Genomic DNA, 18,521 nt, shown 5'->3' with positions numbered 1-18,521 from the left:
ATCATATTGATTATTATTTTGATAAAGTACAAGTAAATTATTGCTTATATTTATATGATAAACATGAGGATTAGGTGGGGTTTGTTTATGAAAATTGAAAACATTAAATTATTCACTTCAGAATTTGAAAAGACATTCCAATTTTATGAAGAAATTTTAGAATGTCCAGTTTGGATGATTGGCCAAGAGGCTTTTACAGTTAAAATTGGAGAGACGCATTTGTGTTTTCAACAAGCAAACGACGATGTCCAACCATTTTATCACTTTGCGATTGACATTCCATACAACCATTTCTACGACATGAAACAACATTATCAAAATATTTTATTTCTATTGATGGAGGATGGTCAGCATACGACGTATTTCGAATCTTTTGTTGCACATTCATTTTACTTTCAAGATCCTTCTGGAAACGTCGTGGAACTCATTGCACGCATTTCTAATATAACTGATGAACCTGAATTTTCAAGAATTAGTGAGATTGGATTCGTATGTAATGAAACGAAGGAAGTCTTTGAAGCATTGTCGAAATTTCATTTAAATACATATGAAAAGCAACCCTTTGCACCACATGATTTAAACTTTATCGGCGATCATTATGATGACAGTTTTATTTTACTGACACCGGAAGATAATAAATGGCTGTTCTCTGACCAGTTTTCCGAATCTCATCCCATGTGCATTCAAACAAATGAATTTAAGTTAAGCATGGATAACCAAGCCCAATGGCACTTAAATAAACTTTAAATCTAAAAATAATGAGCACACAATATCAATTTAGCAAGTTTTGATACTGTGTGCTCATTTTTTATTAATATCGTTTTATAACGTCATATTCTAAGCTTATCGTATATTTTGATTTTAACAGTTTTACAATCAAATTTACTCTTTAACTTGTGACTTGTCGCTGACAAATTTCTTTAAAGTTTTATTTAAACCATCTTTTGCTTCTTGGTCATAACCATAACTACCATCTTCATTTTGTGTGATGTGCTTATCTAATATAAATCTGCCTTTATGAATAGTATCTGCACCTAGTTCTTTGATAACTGGATCAAGACTATATTGGATTGCCAGCACATGTGCAAACGTGCCTCCTAAAGCTAATGGTAGTACCGTTTTACCTGTAAATGCCCCTCGTGGTAACAAGTCTAAGTACGTTTTCACGATACCTGAGTAGGCAGCTTTAAATACTGGAGATACTATAATAACACCATCCGCATCTTCAATCGTTTTATGCGTATCATTTATCGATTCATTAGAAAAATCTGCAGTAATTAAAGCCTCAGCATCTAATTGATGTACATGTATGACATTTGTCTCGATGCCCTCAGCATTCAAATATGATTCCGCGTAATCTATAATACCCGTGAGTCTTGATTTTAGTTTATTGCCTCCAGCAATAATTGCTACTTTTGCCAATATGATAATCCCCTTTCTATATAAAATTTTTCATATATACTTTCGATATTTACACGCTAATCTATTTATAAATATATGAAAAAATAAGATCCATTGGAACCAATTTCCACTTCTTTAGCGTATCATCAAATATAGGTAAAATCATAGGAAATGATTTGAATTATCGCAATTATTATTGTATCAATAAGTTTATATATTAAATTTATGACATTGATTAGGCATTTCCTTGGAAATAATTATATTGTCATTTAGCACTTTATGTTGATTATTATCTAAATCCTTTGATAACTTATCACTTATGTTATTGCTTCAAAAGCTATGACCTTTAATTCACCTGTTGATGCATTTTTTTAATTTCTTAACACATTATTAATTCTAAACATCACACAGGGTTGAGTGTAATAGTACAAAATCAGTTTTTTGTTTCAACTCTAAAAAATTTTACAATATAAATAATTTTATTATATTCTTTTTTTAAAAATCGTTTCACTTTAAAAACCTTTTTTTCTAGATGTATACTTAATTTAGACATACAAAGGAGTGATACACAATGAGTACATTTTCTAATGAAGAAAAAGTACAAATCTTATCAGATATTGTAGCGATTGAGACAGTAAATGATAATGAGCTTGAAGTTTGTAATTATTTACAGAAACTATTTTCTAACTACGGAATTGAATCAAAAATTCAAAAAATTGATGAACGACGTGCTAACCTCATTGCTGAAATCGGTGAAGGCAATCCGGTAATCGGTATCTCAGGTCATATGGACGTTGTTTCTGCAGGTAATAAATCTCAATGGACATACGATCCATTTTCGCTTACTGAGGATGATGGATTTTTATATGGTCGTGGCGCAGCAGATATGAAGTCAGGACTTGCTGCGTTAGCAATTGCACTTATTGATATTAAATCTTCTCAAGCACTGCAACATGGTCGTATTAGATTTTTAGCAACTAGTGGTGAGGAAATGGAGCAACTTGGTTCTCAAACTTTGTACGAACAGGGTTATATGGATGACGTTAATGCATTACTTATAGCAGAACCTTGCCAAGATATCATGGTGTATGCACATAAAGGTTCAATGGATTATCGTATTACTTCCTACGGTAAATCAGCACATAGCTCTATGCCAGTAATGGGCACTAATGCCATAAAACCATTAATCTCATTTATACAAGATATTGATGACGCCTATGCTAGAATTTCAAAAGAAGTTCAGGGAAAAGCGTTAGATTTCACAAAATTCATTGAAAGAATTAAGCCATCATTGCCTGCAACAACAGCACTTGAAGACGTAGAATCTGCACTTCAAGGTTTAGTTATTAGCAATACATTAATTAACGGTGGGGTACAGGTGAACTCTGTTCCTGAAGAGGCAGATGCAGATTTTAATATTCGTACAATTCCAGAATATGATAATGAACAAGTAAAAACGTTATTCTCAAACACAATTCAAAACCATAATGATAAAGGTGCAAATTTATCAAGCGACCTATACTTAGACCTAGATCCAGTACTCACTACTGGTGATAACAGCTTAATTAATACTGCTCAGAACATAGCTAAATCTCTATTTGACAAGGACTTTATCGCTTCTCCAATCGGTGGCGTTACTGATGCTTCAAACTTATTAAAAAATAAAGATGAAACTTTCCCATTCTTAGTATTTGGTCCAGGTATTAAACCACATCAAATTGATGAATGTGTAGAAAAAGACATGTATTTAAAATTCATTGATTTTTACAGTGAACTTTTAACAACTTATTCTAAAAAGCTTTAGTTTTAATTAAATTAACTTCAGCCATTTAAAAAAGCTCAGAACAGAGTGTGTCTGAGCTTTTTTTATAACATCGTGATAAGGTAAACGTGTGTACATACTGTTAAAACCTTGTCCTGACAATAGTGGAACAAAACAACACATTTAAAAATTTGTTATTTACGCTTTTGTACATTGTCACTTGCAAATTGTAGTACCTACATTATGGCCATGTTGCAATTTTTGAATAATGTGCGCTTCATTTCCTGCTGCAATAACTACTTTTTGACATCCCTTTTCTATTGCTATAACAGCATCTTGGACTTTAGGTATCATACCACCATATATTAATTTTTGTTCAATATAGGTGGCTATATTTTTCGCATTTAATGACGGTTGTACTTTTTCATTGATTAAAACACCTGGAATGTCGCTTAATAAATAAATTGGTGCATGTAAAGCTTGCGCAATTTTATATGCTAACGTATCGGCGTTAATATTATATACCTGGTGCGTCGTTTGATTTACACCTATAGATGCGATGACTGGTAGAAAGGATTGAGTTAAAGTTGCGATAACACTTGTATCTATATGAATAGGTTCGCCAACAAAACCATATTATAAATCTAATGGTTTAATATCAAATAATTGCGCATCTATGCCATTCATACCAATACTTTGAATACCAAATTGATTGATTTTATTGACTAAACTAGGATTCACTTGTCCAATTAATGTTTGAGTCGTAACAGAAAGTACTTCATGGGTAGTAACTCTCAAACCATCTTTAAATTCTGTTGCTACTTCTTGTAATTCCAAAGATTGATTTATAAAAGGCCCACCACCGTGGACGATTAATGGTTTATAACCTTGCTTTTTTAATGCAACAATATCTTCAATTATTGAATCATGCATATTCGTCAAAGTGCTCCCGCCTATTTTAATTACAATGTAATCCATATCAAACACCTCTTAAGTTCTATACGACGCATTTATGCGCACGTATTCATATGATAAGTCGCAGCCATAAGCAGTAGCTTCCCCATCTCCATCACCTACAGTAGCTTCTATAATGATATTGTCTGCTTCCAATTGTTTTTTTAAATAAGCTTCATCAAATGCCACTGACATGCCTGCTTTAACCACAGCAACTTGGCATAATGCTACGTTTGTCGCATGAGGATTTATATGTTTTGATGCGTAACCCATCGCTGTTACAATTCTTCCAAAATTTGCATCTTCACCATGAATTGCTGTTTTAACTAAATTAGATGAAACAATACTTTTCGCCATTTTTCTTGCCTCATGGATATCTATTGCCCCTTTAACTCTAGCTGTCACCAATTTAGTCGCACCTTCGCCATCTTTTGCAATAGACTGAGCCAAATAACGTGCAACATAATTGATGGCGTAAACAAATTTTTGCCATTCAGGATGATTTTCATCTAGCCAATGATGATCAACTTGACCATTTGCCATACATAGAACCATGTCATTCGTGCTAGAGTCACCATCTACGGTTATCATATTAAATGAGTGATCTGTAATTTGTTTTAAACATTCATTCAATGGCTCACTACCAACTTTTGCATCTGTCGTTATAAAACCAAGCATGGTTGCCATATTGGGATGTATCATCCCAGAGCCTTTTGCTGTACCACCTATTGTCACTATTTGGTTGTCTATATTTACTTTTACAGACACATGTTTCGTTGTCGTATCTGTCGTTAAAATCGATTGATTAAAATAGTCACTCTGGTTAAACGCATCGTGTAAAACATGATCGACGCCACGTTTCATTTTATCCATAGGCAAAAATGAGCCAATGACACCTGTCGAAGCAATACCAACATGATGTGGTTCTATGTTTAATCGTTCAGCCACCCAACTTTGTGTATCTTTCGCATCTTGTATACCTCTATCTCCAGTACATGAATTCGCATTTGCTGAATTAACTACAATTGCCTGCAATGTTTGATCGATGTTGATACTATCTTCAGTTACTTTAAGCGGTGCTGCTTTAAAACGATTAAGCGTATATACACCTGCTGCAGTCGCTTTTGTCGTAGAGTAAATCCATCCAAAGTCTTTTTTCTTTCTTCTTAGGCCAGCATGAAATCCACCAGCCATATACCCCAATGGCGATCCAACGTCACCATTGATATCTACAGTTATTTGATTGAATGTATCTATCGTTTCAATATCTTTCATCTCATCTCTCCTTTCGCATTTCATTAAGGATAAATTGGTAGCTGATTCAGACCAGTTGTCTCGTCTAAGTCATAAAGTAAATTTAAATTTTGGATTGCTTGACCACTCGCACCTTTAACTAAGTTATCTATAACTGATACGATAATAGCCCTTTGATTTTTTTCATCTACATACAGACCTATATCGCAAAAATTACTACCATACACTTCTTTTGTTTTGGGGTATTCTCCCAAGTCTCTAATTCTTATAAATGGTTTCTGTTCATAATTATTTTTATAAATATCATGTAAATGCTCTGCTGTCATATACTCGTTTAACTTCACATAAATTGTAGATAAAATACCTCTTGTCATCGGTATTAAATGTGGTGTGAACATCACGTTACACTTTGTTCTTGCAATATTAGATACATATTGTTCTATCTCTGGTTTATGTTTATGGTTTCCAATTGCATAGGCACTAAAATTTTCATTCATTTCAGCGTAATGAAGGTGTTGTGCTAATGCACGTCCTGCTCCTGAAACACCTGTTTTTGAATCAATAATAATTGAATGAACATCGATTGCATTTTGAGCAATCAGAGGGTGTAACGCCAATAAAATAGAAGTAGGAAAACAACCAGGATTCGCTATCAACTTTGTGCGTTGTGAATCTATTTCACTCCACTCCGCAATACTATAAAGGGCCGAATCTAAAAAATCTTGTTCTGCTGCTGCTTCACCATAATATGTTTGATATAGGTTTCTATCTGTCAGTCTAAAATCTCCTGATAAGTCAATCACTTTAACACCATTATTAATTAAATTTGGCACTAAATGTTTGCTGACATTTGAAGGTGTTGCAAAAAATATAACATCACAAGACGTCGCTTGTTCATTTAATTCAGTATAGTTAAGTGCGATATGGTTTAAATGTGGAAATGTTTTACTGATTGGTTCATCAATCTTAGAATGCGAAAATACATATTTAATTATGACGTTAGGATGATGTTGTAATAAGCGTATAAGTTCTACAGCACCATAACCACTTCCACCTACTATTCCAACTGTAATCATCTTCCTCATTCCTTTCTGAATATTCGGAATTTTTAATGTGCTTTTTTATTTTTTTCAAGTACTTCTTTAATCACATCAGCAATTTGATTAATCTCATTTTCATTAATGACTAACGGTGGTGCAATTCTAATAACATTGCCCTGTGTTTCCTTACACAACACGCCTTTTTCTATCATTTCTAAACAATATGGCTGTGCTTGTTCTGTTAATTCAATACCAATAAATAACCCTCTCCCTCTGACATCATCAATAATTGGACTATCGATAAGTTGTAATTGATTCAACAGTGTTTGGCCTAACTCAGCTGAATGTTCAATTAAATTTTCATCTAATAAAACATCTATGGCTGCTATCGATACTGCGCAAGCAAGTGGATTACCACCAAATGTAGAACCATGCGTGCCTGGTGTTAAAACATTCATGATTGTTTCATTTGCTAATATAGCTGAAATAGGATAAAGTCCGCCGCCCAATGATTTACCGAGTAAATAAATATCAGGCTCTACGCCTTCCCATTCCATAGCAAACATCTTGCCTGTCCTACCTAGTCCAACCTGTATTTCATCGGCAATGAATAAAATATTATGTTGATTACATAAATGACGTACTTCTTGAATAAAATAGTCTGGAGGAATATTCACGCCACCTTCACCTTGAATCGGTTCTAAAATAATGGCCGATGTATTATCATTAATCAATCGTTTTAAATGTTCAATATCTCCAAATTCTATATAATTAATATTATCTAACAATGGGCCAAACCCTTCTTTGTAATTATCTTGGGCAGATAAAGATAAAGACCCTAATGTACGACCATGAAAGTTACCTTTCATAGCAATGATTTCACTTTCATTTTCTTTAATACCTTTGACATCTGAACCCCATTTTCGTGCAATTTTAATTGCTGTTTCCACAGCTTCAGTCCCAGTATTCATAGGTAGTACTTTGTCTTTGTTTGCTAACTTGCAAATTTTTTCTTCCCATTGTCCTAAGTTATCACTATATAATGCACGTGATACCATAGTTATTTGCTCGCTTTGTGCTTGAAATGCTTCAATAATTTTCGGATGACAATGTCCTTGATTGACCACTGAAAAGCCAGCTATACAATCAATATAACGCTTACCTTCAACATCCCATACATGAGCACCTTTACCTTTTTTTAATGCTAATTTCAAGGGGCTATAATTATTTGAACTATATTGATCTGTTAATTCGAATAACGTATTCATTAAATACACCAACCTCATTATTATTCTAATATTTGTATTAATATTCATGAATATTACACTTTTAAATATAATAAGTCAAAGGTTTATTTAAATATTTTTTTATAAAAATATTTAAAAAGGCTTTAAAATAAGCAAAAAGCATCTATCAAAATTATAAAAATTTCAATAGATGCACATAAATCATTGTATACAATTTGCATATCATCATTTAATATTTAAGATAATATCCGTACCTACCATTCAAATCATACATTCAATCGTTTTAACAATTGTGGTAATTGTGTTATATCTTCAAGGATATAATCAGCGTTATTTTGCTTAAATATGTTTGTCGCTTTTTCAATATAAACCTCTCGTTCATTATTTGTTAATGCATCCCATTGTTGTTCATTCAATCCAACTATAGAACTTCCTTTAACAATCCCCACAGCTATCACACCAGCGTTATTGGCTTCTCGAATATCAGCTATTGTATCGCCGACTTTCACTACCTCTTTAACAGAGGTTAGTTTGAGGTGTTTCATATTCTCAAAAATCATGTATGGATATGGTCTTCCGTAACCACTCACTTGTTCTGCAGTAACGATGCTATTGGGTTTATAGTCCTTTTGTGCCGCTTCAGGTATAACAATTTCCATCATTGCTTTAGTGTAACCTGTAGTAGAACCAATAAGGTATCCATCATCTTGTAAATTTTGAATCGTAGTGACAACATTGGGCAATGGATCTGTAAATGATTTCAGATTCTTCATTAGCATTTTTTCAAATTGAGCATATAAACGATCAATATCTTCTTCTGTCGGTACTTTTCCAAATTGATTTTGCCACTCCTTTTTGATTCGTGGCATTTCAGCCATTGCTTTGATGTGATCACGTTTTAACATCCCCATAGGTTCTCTAGCTTCTTCAATTGTAACTTTAATACCTTCATCTTTGAATATATCCACAAAGACATTAACTGGTGCAAAACAGCCAAAATCTATCGTAGTACCTGCCCAATCCATAATTATACCTTTTATTTTAGTCATTTATTTGATACTCCTTTGCGCATTAAAATTTTTAATATGTTGAATCATTACCTCAAAATCTTGTCGATATAAATCACCTATATTACCAACTCTAAATGATGGTACATCCATCAATTTCCCAGGATATAAAACAAAGTTATTTTTTTTCATATATTGATAAAAATCATCAAATTCAAAATTCGTATCTGGATATAAAAAAGTAGTAATAATCGGTGACTGGTATTCGTCATCGATATAAGGCTTAAAGCCTAACTGTTGCATAGATTGAATAATATATTGATTATTCGTTAAATACCTCTCATAGCGTGCTTCAACGCCACCTTCATTTTCTAGCTCTAAAATCGCTTGATGAAAAGCGGCAACTACATGAGTTGGAGATGTAAAACGCCATTTTCCACTATCTTTCATTACAATCCATTGATCATACAAATCAAGTGACACACTTCTTGCATTCCCCTTTGTTTTTTCCAAACTTTCTTTTTTGGCAATGACAAATCCAAAACCAGGTACACCTTGTATACATTTGTTGGCACTACTAACTAAAAAGTCTATTTGCAACTTTTCAACCTCAATCGGTACACCACCGAAGCTACTCATGGCATCTACAATAATCTTTTTGTTAAATTTTTTTGCCAATGTGCAAATGGATTCTATAGGATTTAAAATACCGGTAGTCGTTTCGCAATGCACAAAAGCAATATGAGTTATTGTCGGATTTTCTTCTAACACTTGCTGTATTTTCGCTAACGATGGTATGACGTCAAACGAAATGTTTAATTCTGTTATTTTTTTACCTGCGACATAAGCCATATCAATCATCCGTTTGCCATAAGCACCATTACTAATAATCAGCACATGATCTGTTGATGATATAGCCGTTTGGATGACACTTTCTACAACAAAACTCCCACTTCCTTGTTGCAAAATAGTTGTATAATTTTCAGCATTCACTTTAGCAATTTCAAGCAAACGTTGTCGGATACTTTGAGTAAGGTTTTTATAATCATCATCCCATGTACATCGGTCTAGTATCATTGTTTCTTTTACTGTATGTGTAGTAGTCAGTGGTCCTGGTGTTAATAATTTTAGTTGTTCCATTTAATCACTCCTTATTTTTACTCTGTTGCGCTTGCTTTTTTGCTTCTTGGAATATTTTTTGATGCGATTCTAATAAATCTACAGTTAGCCTACCTTTCCATTTTTTGGGATAAGTCGGTCGTTGTTGTTTGTCCACTTTTTCTCCCTTATAAAGTGGCACTGGATACTGTTGTAATAAATCTTTGCGCCCATATTTTTGAATCACTTGCACCATTTTTTCAGCTTTCTGTTGTTTTGCTCCACCCTTTTTGACAACAGCGGCAGCTTCTACTAATGAAAAGTTGCCTTCTTTTGGATCAATATAATGAATTGGCTTCCCTTTCATTTCTGCATCAATGGCTTGTGAACGTAAACCGATACCAATAGCTGCTTCACCAGACTCAACTTTTTTAAGCGGTCCAGACCCGGAACTTTCTAAATGAGGACCAATATTTTTTAATAATTGAGTTAATATTTTTTGACCTTCCTTCTCTCCATACTCATTAAGTATGCTTTGAATCACTAACCATCCTGTAGAAGAATCAATAACATTGGGCATTGCCACTTGGTCTTTATATTGATTTTTCGTTAGAGATTCAATAGATTTTGGCATTTCCAATCCTTGTTCTTTTAATGCTTTTTTATTAACAAACAATGACCCCATATTACCTAATAGCGGCGTTATATAATCAGGATAAGCATCTTTGGTACTTTTATTAGTATTTTCGATATTAGCAAACATATTATTTTCTTTTTGTGCACTTTCTAAATAATAGGTTGCTTGTGTAATAACATCAGCTTCAATATTTTTACCTTCTGCCATCATTTTCCCGCCTAATTCAGAAGTTGATTGGGGCTGAACAATATATTCTCCTTTAAAACCATGATCATCTAATGCTTTTTTCATAACAGCAATCGCTTCCTCATCTGCATTCGTTGAAATAACGACTTTCTTAGTAGACGAACCAAACCCAACAATAGAAAAATATAAAAGAACGATTGCAACGAATATAAGGACGCTTATTTGCCACTTAATTTTCACTCGTTCATCCTCTCCTTTCTCTATATTTCAACCAGCAACTACTGATACTTCGTATACAAACATTTGTGATAAGTATTAAAATGGATAAAATAAATATGTCAGTAAATCGGTTAAAGTGTTGTAATTGATTTATTTCGGTAGATACCAGTTGCGTTGAAGTCGAAACTAAAAATATAACACCACTAATCGTTACCATCGCATTAATAAAATAATAATTCATCATTTCAATGATTGTGGTTTTCATATTAGGTAATATGATTTTAAATATCGTCTCATACCATTGGTCTTGCAAAAGCGAACTCGTAACATCCCAAGATTGGTCCAACTTTTCCAATGCCCCTTTTGCCATCACATAAGGTGTAGTAAAGTAGTGCACGATAATACTAATAATCACAATCAAAAACGTCCCCTTAATAGAACTGTTTTGAAATAATAATAAGTAAGAAAGTCCTAATATCATACCTGGTACGGTGTTCGTTATTAGCGACATGATGTTTAAAGATTGCTTACCCTTCACTTTAGTTCTAACTGTTATCAACGCAGAAGCAAAACTGATGAGGGTGCCAAAAAAAGCAGTCGCAATAGCTACAAACAATGATTGTATATAGACATCTAATAATATTTCATCATTAATGACACTGATGATATGTGTCAATGTAAAATCTAGTTGATAAGGATAGTCTTGCGTAAAAGGTACAATAAACATCACTAAAAATATCAATAAAATAACTGTTGCTATGGTTATGGCACATACATTAACAAATCGGTCATGCCACTTTCTTAAAGGTAAATTTTTATGACTTATCGCTCGTTGTTGCACATTCCATTTTTCAATAATAGTCAGAAATATAAAACCAATGATTGCAGGGATAAGCATGAGCATAGCTATCACTGCACCTTCTGCAAACTTAGGAATAGAACCTAATATCATTTGATACAAAGTTATAGAAATCACATTATAATCTGCACCAATTGAAGCGGGTATCCCAAAATCAGTAAAACTTAAAATGAACGATAAAATAAATGCGTTGCCGATTGGTATAAATAATGGTCTTAACAAAGTGTGATAAAATCTTCTCATTTTACCATCTTTCATTAGTGATGAAATATAATAAAATCGATGATCAATATAATTAAACGCATTAGAAATAATAAGATAAGCGGCGGGCAATGTATAAATAATATAACCAATAAACAATCCATTTTTACCATAAATTGTAAATGGTAACTCGCTTAATATATTGGATAATATTCCTTCGTTCCCAAATAGATACATCAAAATAAAACCATATGTAATGGTAGGTACAAACATTGGCAATAAAGTCATATTTTTTATATATGAATGCGTCCATGTTGAAGCACGTGTCATATGTAACGTGTAAGACATAAAAAATGCAAGAATCGTCGTCACCATCGCTGCAGTCGATGATACCTTTAAGCTGTTAAATAGTGCGTTTGTTATTTCTGGATTCGTTAAAATATCTTTATAATGATATAGCGTCAATGCACCATCTAAAAAAAATGAACGGCCTAATAAGAAAACAATTGGTAATATTAAAAAAGCAATAAAAAATAGCAAAATCAAAATAAAAATCATACGTTGTGACCATAACTTATGCACCATGACGATCACCAAATAATCGGTAAATATGGTCTCTTTTAACTTTTAATTGTTTTAAAATAAATTTTTCAACAAATGCACTTTTGGGATGGTTAATGATCTCGTTAGGTGTACCAAATTGAGCAACTTCACCATTTTCAATTACTACCACTTTATCTGCCATTGTTAATGCTTCTTCAGGATCATGTGTAACAATAATTGTAGTAAGCGAAAGTGTTTTAGCAATTCTTTGAATCATATCTTTAATAGATTCTTTTATTACACTATCTAATGCACTTAAAGGTTCATCCATTAATAAAATTTCTGGTTCCATAACAATCGTACGTGCGATAGAGACACGCTGTTTTTGACCACCCGATAATTCATGTACTTTTTTGTTTAAATGTGGCCTTAAATCCAATAATTCAATTAAATCAGTTACTTTTTTATCGTGAACATTCTTTTTTATATTTTTTAACCCATAAATGATATTTTCATACGCACTTAAATGAGGAAATAAGCAAAAATCTTGGAAAACAATATTAAAATTCCTTTTATTCATGGGTTTGTTTTGTATTTCCGTATCGTTATACAACACTTTTCCTTCAGTTACTTCCGTTAATCCTAAAATCATATTTAATAGCGTCGTTTTACCACACCCACTTGGGCCTAATAAACTAACGATTTCTCCCTTTTCAATAGATAAATTAATATCTTTAAGAACGCTATGATTATCATAGCTCTTACTAACATTTAACAATTTCAGCACTACTGACACCTCCTATTTGTTATACTAAAAGTATAGGACATATTTATTAATTCATCGTTAATTAATCGTAAAATTTGATTAACTTTTGACAATATCATTACAAACTTTTTACCATATTATGAATATACAGGAGGAAAAGTTCATTGTTACCTACAGAAAGAAGAAGAAAAATCCTTGATTCACTTGAAAAAAGCGAGTTTTTAAAATTAAAATCACTTAAAGATGCATTACAAATTTCTATGGAAACATTACGCAGAGATGTTCAACAATTAGTCAAAGATGATTTAATTACTAAAGAATATGGAGGTATTCGTCTGAAACATGTTTCAAATGGAGAATCTATTATTGAACAACGCTTAGATTTAAATATTGATAAAAAAAATGCAATTGCTTTAAAGGCAATTGCAGAAATTTCTGATGGTGATTGCATATTTTTGGATAGTGGATCTACTACATTACAAATCGCTAAACATTTAAATGAGGTAAAAAACTTAACCATTATTACCAACTCTATACCAGTTATGTTACAAGCTTTAAATCAAGGGCACACAATTATAAGTATTGGTGGGAAGGTCCGTCAGTCTGAACATTCTATCACTAGCTTTGATTTTTTATTTAACTTTGATCAATTAAACATCGACAAAGCATTTATTTGTTGCAGTGGTATCTCGTTAGACAAAGGTGTTACTGACTTTAATTTAGAAGAAGTTGAAACACGCAGAAAAATTTTAGACATTTCTAAATATACTTATTTAACAGCAGATAGTACAAAAATAGATAAAGTAGTTACTGTAAAAATTTGTGATATTTCTAGTTTAGATTTCTTAATAAGTGATAAACATTTAGAATCAAAGACAGCTAGCCTTTATAATAATAAAATCAAAATCCTTTGATGATTTCGCAATTTATTTAAGTATGTACTCACGTCTTCGTTCTTTCAATCCTATCTTAATTGATACCACCTTTTTAAGAATGGGAGCATTATTACATCAAATAGCCAATAATCCATATGTATAGAGCGGAACAAAAATCACATTTTTTAAATAATTTTTCATTCCGCTCATACTATCGTTACTTTACATAAACAGATCCATGATTAATACAATAACCAAACCAACAATAGAAGATGTAAATAACAAAAGACCCCAGGTTTTAAATGTATCTTTAATCGTTATATTAAAATATTCTTTAAATAACCAAAATGATGCGTCATTCACATGTGTAATTGTATTACTACCAGCAGCAGTTGCTAGAACCATCAATACTGGATTAACATTAAATGTAGGAATTAAAGGCCCTACAATTCCAGCTGCAGTTATTGCTGACACCACCCCTTGTCCTGTAGCAATACGTATAAGTGCTGTAATTAACCACGCCATGATTAGGGGTGAAATATTTGTATTTTGCATAATTCCCGCAATATAATCGCCTACATTTGCTTTTAAAATAATTTCTTTAAATGCACCACCAGCACCTACGATAAATATAATCGTTGCCACACCTTTCAAGCCACTTTCGAAAGATTTCATCAACTCATCCATCTTTTTACCTTTTCTCAATCCAAAGACAATAATTGATGTAAGAATTGCGATTATAAGACTAATTTCTGCACTCCCAAAAAATGATACAATTTCATGCCATAAAGTGTCTTTCGTTAGAAACATACTTAATATTGTTGAAAGTGAAATTAAAATCGCAGGAATGAGTGGTATTAATAAACTCATCCCAAAATTAGGCATTTCTCTTTCACTAAACGTTTTATTTTTCTGCAACAACGGTGGCACAGGGTAATTCAAATTTTTCATAACTTTCGGTAAAAGGATACCAGCAATCATTACACCAGGTATAAAGACGATGATTCCCAAGATATATACCATCCCCATATCAGCATGATAGGCGTCTACCAATGCAGTCGGACCTGCCTGAGGTGGAAATAAACTATGAGATAGTGTCGTTGCAGCTACCATAGTAATAGCCAATTTCATAAATGGTGTTTTAGCTTCTATAGCAATACTAATCACTAAAGGAGCTAAAATCATAAAGGCCACTTCATAAAATACAGAAATACCAAAGACAGCACCAATAATAATCAATGCCCAATGCACATGCTTTGCACCGAATTTATCAATTAGCGTGGTAGCTATTCGTTGAGCTGCTCCAAAATCAACCATTAATTTACCTAAAATTGCACCAAATCCTATAATTAGTGCAAGACTACCTAACGTTGAACCTAATCCATCTTTAATTGTATCTAAGATTACCATTGGCTTCATACCGTTCAGTAAGCCAACAGCAATAGCTGCAAAAATCAAAGAAAAAATACTGTTAATCTTTAATTTAATATTTAAAAATAATAGCAATGCTACGCCAATAATAAGTGATATTATCGGTAAATTTTCACTCACAAATGACAATTTAAGTCCCCCAGTCAAAATCGATTTTATGAAAGCGAATTCACAAACTAACATTATACACCTTTTCGCCTTGAATAACAACGTTGTTATTTTGTGGTTTTAAGATTTCTTAAAAATAAAAAAGCACAGACAAAATAAATGATTGACATTCACTTTGTAAGTACTTTTTAAATATAAGTAAACAAATGATTTAGAAATTTAAAGTTAATTATGATAACGCTCAAATTGCCATTGTTTGTCTGATAATACTTTTTTATAAAACGGATCGACGCCTATGACTTTAATACAATCAGCCAATGCCTCTACCTCATCTAAATGATGTGTCGTCAATATGATCAAACAATTTCGCTTCATTTGATTGAGCAAGTGATGGATATCAAACCTTGATTTTAAATCTATGCCTACCGTTGGTTCATCTAGTATCAGAACTCGTGGATGATTCAGTAAACCTATTAATACATTCACTTTACGCTTCGTCCCCCCAGATAGACGAGAAACAGTAACATCTAAATCTTTGATGTTTAATTGTTCCATGTATTTTGTAATTAACGCATCAGATATTGGATGTTTACATAATGCTTTAAAACAATTAACGTTTTCAGCAACAGTCATATGCTCAAATAATGCAATATCTTGTGGTACATATCCAATCATTGCTTGTAATTGTTTTTTAGACAATTTTTTTCCAAAGTACGTAATTTCCCCTTGATTAGGTTGTTCTAACCCCGCAAGCATTCTTAATAGTGTCGACTTTCCAGCACCATTTTCACCTAATAGCACAGTTAATTGTTGGTTTTCAAAAGTCATATTCAGAGATTGAAAAATTGTTTTATTATGATATCGTTTCTGCACATGTTTTAAAGTTATCATCCCATCCCTCCTAAATTTGTATAAGGATATAAATCACGCTCATGACAAGCGCATATATAAACGTCATAAATAACCTATGACTAAGTGTATTAATTTTAAATAATAAAAAAGCAACACCGGCTTCAAATAATACAATGATAAACAGTGATTTCAAATAAAATATCCATGTTAATGATTGATGAAACAATAATGCACTTATGATTAATATCATTAACAATAGCATCGTATGTATCAGTATGTAAGTAAGATACAATTTCACCTGACTATATTGAACTAAAAAAATTCTTCTCAAAGGCCCATTCTGTTTTAATCTTTGGTGCAAAATAATTTGCACACTGCTCATACTCAACAATATCGCAAAAACAACACTCAATGAAATAGAAGTATCTGAATGTGACTTTACAAAATAATGTACAATTTGAGATTGAGGTGTCTTATCATTCAATATTTTATTTACTGTGTTCAAAGATGTACGATCACCATTATCATCTAAATGACTTTTAACGATATTAGGTATCTGTTGTTCATATAATGACATGCTTATGATTTCTAAGGTAATATCACCAATAAAATCATCTCTTCCATATAATAAAATTGTTTCTTTTAAACGGTTATCATGCAACTTTTGACTGTAATTTTTAGGTATTTGTAAACTTACTACCGCTTCTTTTCTTTCTATATATTCATCCAAATACGTTTCTTCAGTTGGCACTTTTATTTGAGTAATGAATTCGTTACTTGTGATGTTTTTGATTAAATTTTTAGACGCTGCAGATTGATCTAAATCTTGTATTGCTACAGGAATTTGAAATGATTTATTTAGTGTTTTGTATATCCCCCAAATAGCAATTAAAGAGAATAATAAGATACAAATAAAGACTAAATGTTGTTTCCACTGTTTTTTTATAATTATGAAGAAATAGGGTTGAATCATAAGCGATACCTCCCAATCAATATCAAGACTAAGATGAAAATTGATATAAATAAACTGCTATAAAAAGTTATTGGTACATCTAAAATATAATTATTCAATACAATTTCCAGCATTTGATTTGTTACAAAACTAAATGGTAAGTAATCAACCATCCCTAATATAGAATGTTTAAAATAAATAGTTGGTATTGTCATCCCCGACAATAGAACAATCAATATACTCAATATACTTTTCAGTACATAGTTCATCCATTTAAAAGCAATTAAATCAATAATGGTTAACCAAATGATAATCATCAAGACATAATAGCTCAGTTGAATTACAATCGTTAACCAATTATAGCTTTCAAACTGATTTGGCAAGGATTTAATCAACCAAAGCACACCAAAAATCGTCCATAATCCTGTATAAAACAGTGTAAATAAACTTCTTATCAGTGTTAATTTTTCAAAAGAGAAATGGTGCATGCTTAATCTTGACCACAATGCAGTCGTTTGATTCATTTTCAAAATAGTAAATATTGACAAAGCAAAAATATAAATAGATGTTAAATACGTTGTAATTACATAATAACTTGCACTGTCATATATATGTATAGGTTCATATTCAAATGCGCCAGCACGATTTAGTCCTGTAAACAATAAATCCGTTAGCAACATTAATGTATGATCTTTATCATTATGTGAGGACAACGTCGTATAGGTTAGACCTCCACCCATCGATAACATAAGCCTTTGATATACTGAGTCTGTTAACTGATTAATGACTAAACTTTTGGTAGACTGTTGATCATATGTATGTACTGAAATAGGCAAACTTCCATTTTTATAAAAATCCTGTGTCATACCTTTTTCAAACACGTAATAACCCTCTAATGCTTTATTCTCTAACTTTTTTTCAGCTACTTTTTGGTCATATTTTTTTATGCTTATATCCTTCCCCAAATTCGCACCATCACCTAGTGATTTCAATATGATTTGCGTCTCTGGAGATTGATCTTTATCCACAACACCAATTCTAAATTTCTCATTATCTTGATTTAATTGTTGAATCACTATTAAAGTAGTAAACAACCCTATAACTATAATCAATAAATATAGTAGTAAAT

Annotated in this window: 16 protein-coding genes and 1 pseudogene; 3 read left to right on the top strand and 14 right to left on the bottom strand. The window is 32.1% G+C overall.

Features of this window, described 5'->3' with window-relative positions:
* Nucleotides 1-87 precede the first annotated feature (87 nt).
* Nucleotides 88-747: a toxoflavin lyase-like VOC family protein gene (locus CD150_RS04635; RefSeq protein WP_103161387.1), complete on the top strand. Its 660-nt coding sequence runs from the start codon at nt 88-90 to the stop codon at nt 745-747.
* 135 nt (nt 748-882) lie between these two features.
* Here CD150_RS04635 and ssuE read toward each other — a convergent pair whose 3' ends face one another.
* Nucleotides 883-1,422, bottom strand: coding sequence for an NADPH-dependent FMN reductase (gene ssuE / locus CD150_RS04630; protein WP_073344510.1), 540 nt, complete (start codon nt 1,420-1,422; stop codon nt 883-885).
* A 550-nt stretch (nt 1,423-1,972) separates the two neighbouring features.
* Between ssuE and CD150_RS04625 the strand changes: the two genes are divergently transcribed.
* Complete coding sequence (locus CD150_RS04625) at nt 1,973-3,205, top strand: ArgE/DapE family deacylase (RefSeq protein WP_073344515.1); 1,233 nt, start codon at nt 1,973-1,975, stop codon at nt 3,203-3,205.
* Between the two features lie 174 nt (nt 3,206-3,379).
* Here the strand turns inward: CD150_RS04625 and argB are convergent.
* The 9 genes and pseudogenes from argB to CD150_RS04580 all read right to left on the bottom strand — a co-directional run bounded on the left by argB (nt 3,380) and on the right by CD150_RS04580 (nt 13,195).
* Nucleotides 3,380-4,141, bottom strand: a pseudogene (argB, locus tag CD150_RS04620) (acetylglutamate kinase).
* Between the two features lie 12 nt (nt 4,142-4,153).
* Entirely contained in the window at nt 4,154-5,392 is a 1,239-nt protein-coding gene (gene argJ, locus CD150_RS04615; protein ID WP_073344524.1) for a bifunctional glutamate N-acetyltransferase/amino-acid acetyltransferase ArgJ, read from the bottom strand.
* Nucleotides 5,393-5,415: 23 nt separating this feature from the next.
* Nucleotides 5,416-6,447, bottom strand: coding sequence for an N-acetyl-gamma-glutamyl-phosphate reductase (gene argC / locus CD150_RS04610; protein ID WP_103161386.1), 1,032 nt, complete (start codon nt 6,445-6,447; stop codon nt 5,416-5,418).
* Nucleotides 6,448-6,479: 32 nt separating this feature from the next.
* Nucleotides 6,480-7,679, bottom strand: a complete 1,200-nt coding sequence (gene rocD / locus CD150_RS04605; protein ID WP_073344533.1) for an ornithine--oxo-acid transaminase — start codon at nt 7,677-7,679, stop codon at nt 6,480-6,482.
* Between the two features lie 245 nt (nt 7,680-7,924).
* Nucleotides 7,925-8,707: a phosphonoacetaldehyde hydrolase gene (phnX, locus tag CD150_RS04600; RefSeq protein WP_046206640.1), complete on the bottom strand. Its 783-nt coding sequence runs from the start codon at nt 8,705-8,707 to the stop codon at nt 7,925-7,927.
* Nucleotides 8,708-9,805, bottom strand: a complete 1,098-nt coding sequence (gene phnW, locus CD150_RS04595; RefSeq protein WP_073344539.1) for a 2-aminoethylphosphonate--pyruvate transaminase — start codon at nt 9,803-9,805, stop codon at nt 8,708-8,710.
* A gap of 4 nt (nt 9,806-9,809) precedes the next feature.
* Nucleotides 9,810-10,826 carry an extracellular solute-binding protein gene (locus tag CD150_RS04590; RefSeq protein ID WP_225792158.1) on the bottom strand — a complete coding sequence of 339 codons (1,017 nt, stop codon included), beginning with the start codon at nt 10,824-10,826 and terminating at the stop codon, nt 9,810-9,812.
* 4 nt (nt 10,827-10,830) lie between these two features.
* Nucleotides 10,831-12,450, bottom strand: a complete 1,620-nt coding sequence (locus CD150_RS04585) for an ABC transporter permease subunit (protein ID WP_073344544.1) — start codon at nt 12,448-12,450, stop codon at nt 10,831-10,833.
* Nucleotides 12,440-13,195 (bottom strand): ABC transporter ATP-binding protein, encoded by a 756-nt coding sequence (locus CD150_RS04580; protein WP_073344548.1) that lies wholly within the window; start codon nt 13,193-13,195, stop codon nt 12,440-12,442. The genes CD150_RS04585 and CD150_RS04580 overlap by 11 nt, the downstream gene beginning before the upstream one ends.
* Before the next feature lie 143 nt (nt 13,196-13,338).
* On the opposite strand from CD150_RS04580, the gene CD150_RS04575 reads away from it, so the two are divergent.
* Nucleotides 13,339-14,088, top strand: coding sequence for a DeoR/GlpR family DNA-binding transcription regulator (locus tag CD150_RS04575; RefSeq protein WP_073344552.1), 750 nt, complete (start codon nt 13,339-13,341; stop codon nt 14,086-14,088).
* Between the two features lie 183 nt (nt 14,089-14,271).
* Here the strand turns inward: CD150_RS04575 and CD150_RS04570 are convergent, their stop codons facing one another.
* The 4 genes from CD150_RS04570 to CD150_RS04555 form a co-directional block, all read right to left on the bottom strand.
* A complete protein-coding gene (locus tag CD150_RS04570; RefSeq protein WP_046206635.1) occupies nt 14,272-15,609 on the bottom strand; it encodes a gluconate:H+ symporter in 1,338 nt (445 codons plus the stop codon).
* 204 nt (nt 15,610-15,813) lie between these two features.
* On the bottom strand, nt 15,814-16,479 hold the full coding sequence (locus CD150_RS04565; RefSeq protein WP_046206634.1) for an ABC transporter ATP-binding protein: 666 nt from the start codon (nt 16,477-16,479) through the stop codon (nt 15,814-15,816).
* Between the two features lie 10 nt (nt 16,480-16,489).
* The gene (locus tag CD150_RS04560) at nt 16,490-17,413 is read right to left on the bottom strand and encodes an ABC transporter permease (RefSeq protein WP_073344557.1); all 924 of its coding nucleotides are present in this window, start codon (nt 17,411-17,413) and stop codon (nt 16,490-16,492) included.
* The coding region (locus CD150_RS04555; RefSeq protein ID WP_169926880.1) for an ABC transporter permease at nt 17,410-18,521 on the bottom strand (1,112 nt) is incomplete at its 5' end. The genes CD150_RS04560 and CD150_RS04555, both read right to left, overlap by 4 nt.

It is taken from the genome of Staphylococcus ureilyticus (genome assembly GCF_002902235.1).
GTDB lineage: Bacteria > Bacillota > Bacilli > Staphylococcales > Staphylococcaceae > Staphylococcus > Staphylococcus ureilyticus.
The sequence above is the reverse complement of the archived record's forward strand: the minus strand, read 5'-3'. Positions and strand labels throughout refer to the sequence as shown.

What these genes read in the sequence shown, in the direction of transcription:
- CD150_RS04635 (WP_103161387.1), top strand. Translation starts at nt 88, where the DNA reads ATGAAAATTGAAAACATTAAATTATTCACTTCAGAATTTGAAAAGACA.
- CD150_RS04625 (WP_073344515.1), top strand. Translation starts at nt 1,973, where the DNA reads ATGAGTACATTTTCTAATGAAGAAAAAGTACAAATCTTATCAGATATT.
- argJ (WP_073344524.1), bottom strand. Translation starts at nt 5,392, where the DNA reads ATGAAAGATATTGAAACGATAGATACATTCAATCAAATAACTGTAGAT.
- argC (WP_103161386.1), bottom strand. Translation starts at nt 6,447, where the DNA reads ATGATTACAGTTGGAATAGTAGGTGGAAGTGGTTATGGTGCTGTAGAA.
- rocD (WP_073344533.1), bottom strand. Translation starts at nt 7,679, where the DNA reads ATGAATACGTTATTCGAATTAACAGATCAATATAGTTCAAATAATTAT.
- phnX (WP_046206640.1), bottom strand. Translation starts at nt 8,707, where the DNA reads ATGACTAAAATAAAAGGTATAATTATGGATTGGGCAGGTACTACGATA.
- phnW (WP_073344539.1), bottom strand. Translation starts at nt 9,805, where the DNA reads ATGGAACAACTAAAATTATTAACACCAGGACCACTGACTACTACACAT.
- CD150_RS04585 (WP_073344544.1), bottom strand. Translation starts at nt 12,450, where the DNA reads ATGGTGCATAAGTTATGGTCACAACGTATGATTTTTATTTTGATTTTG.
- CD150_RS04565 (WP_046206634.1), bottom strand. Translation starts at nt 16,479, where the DNA reads ATGATAACTTTAAAACATGTGCAGAAACGATATCATAATAAAACAATT.
- CD150_RS04560 (WP_073344557.1), bottom strand. Translation starts at nt 17,413, where the DNA reads ATGATTCAACCCTATTTCTTCATAATTATAAAAAAACAGTGGAAACAA.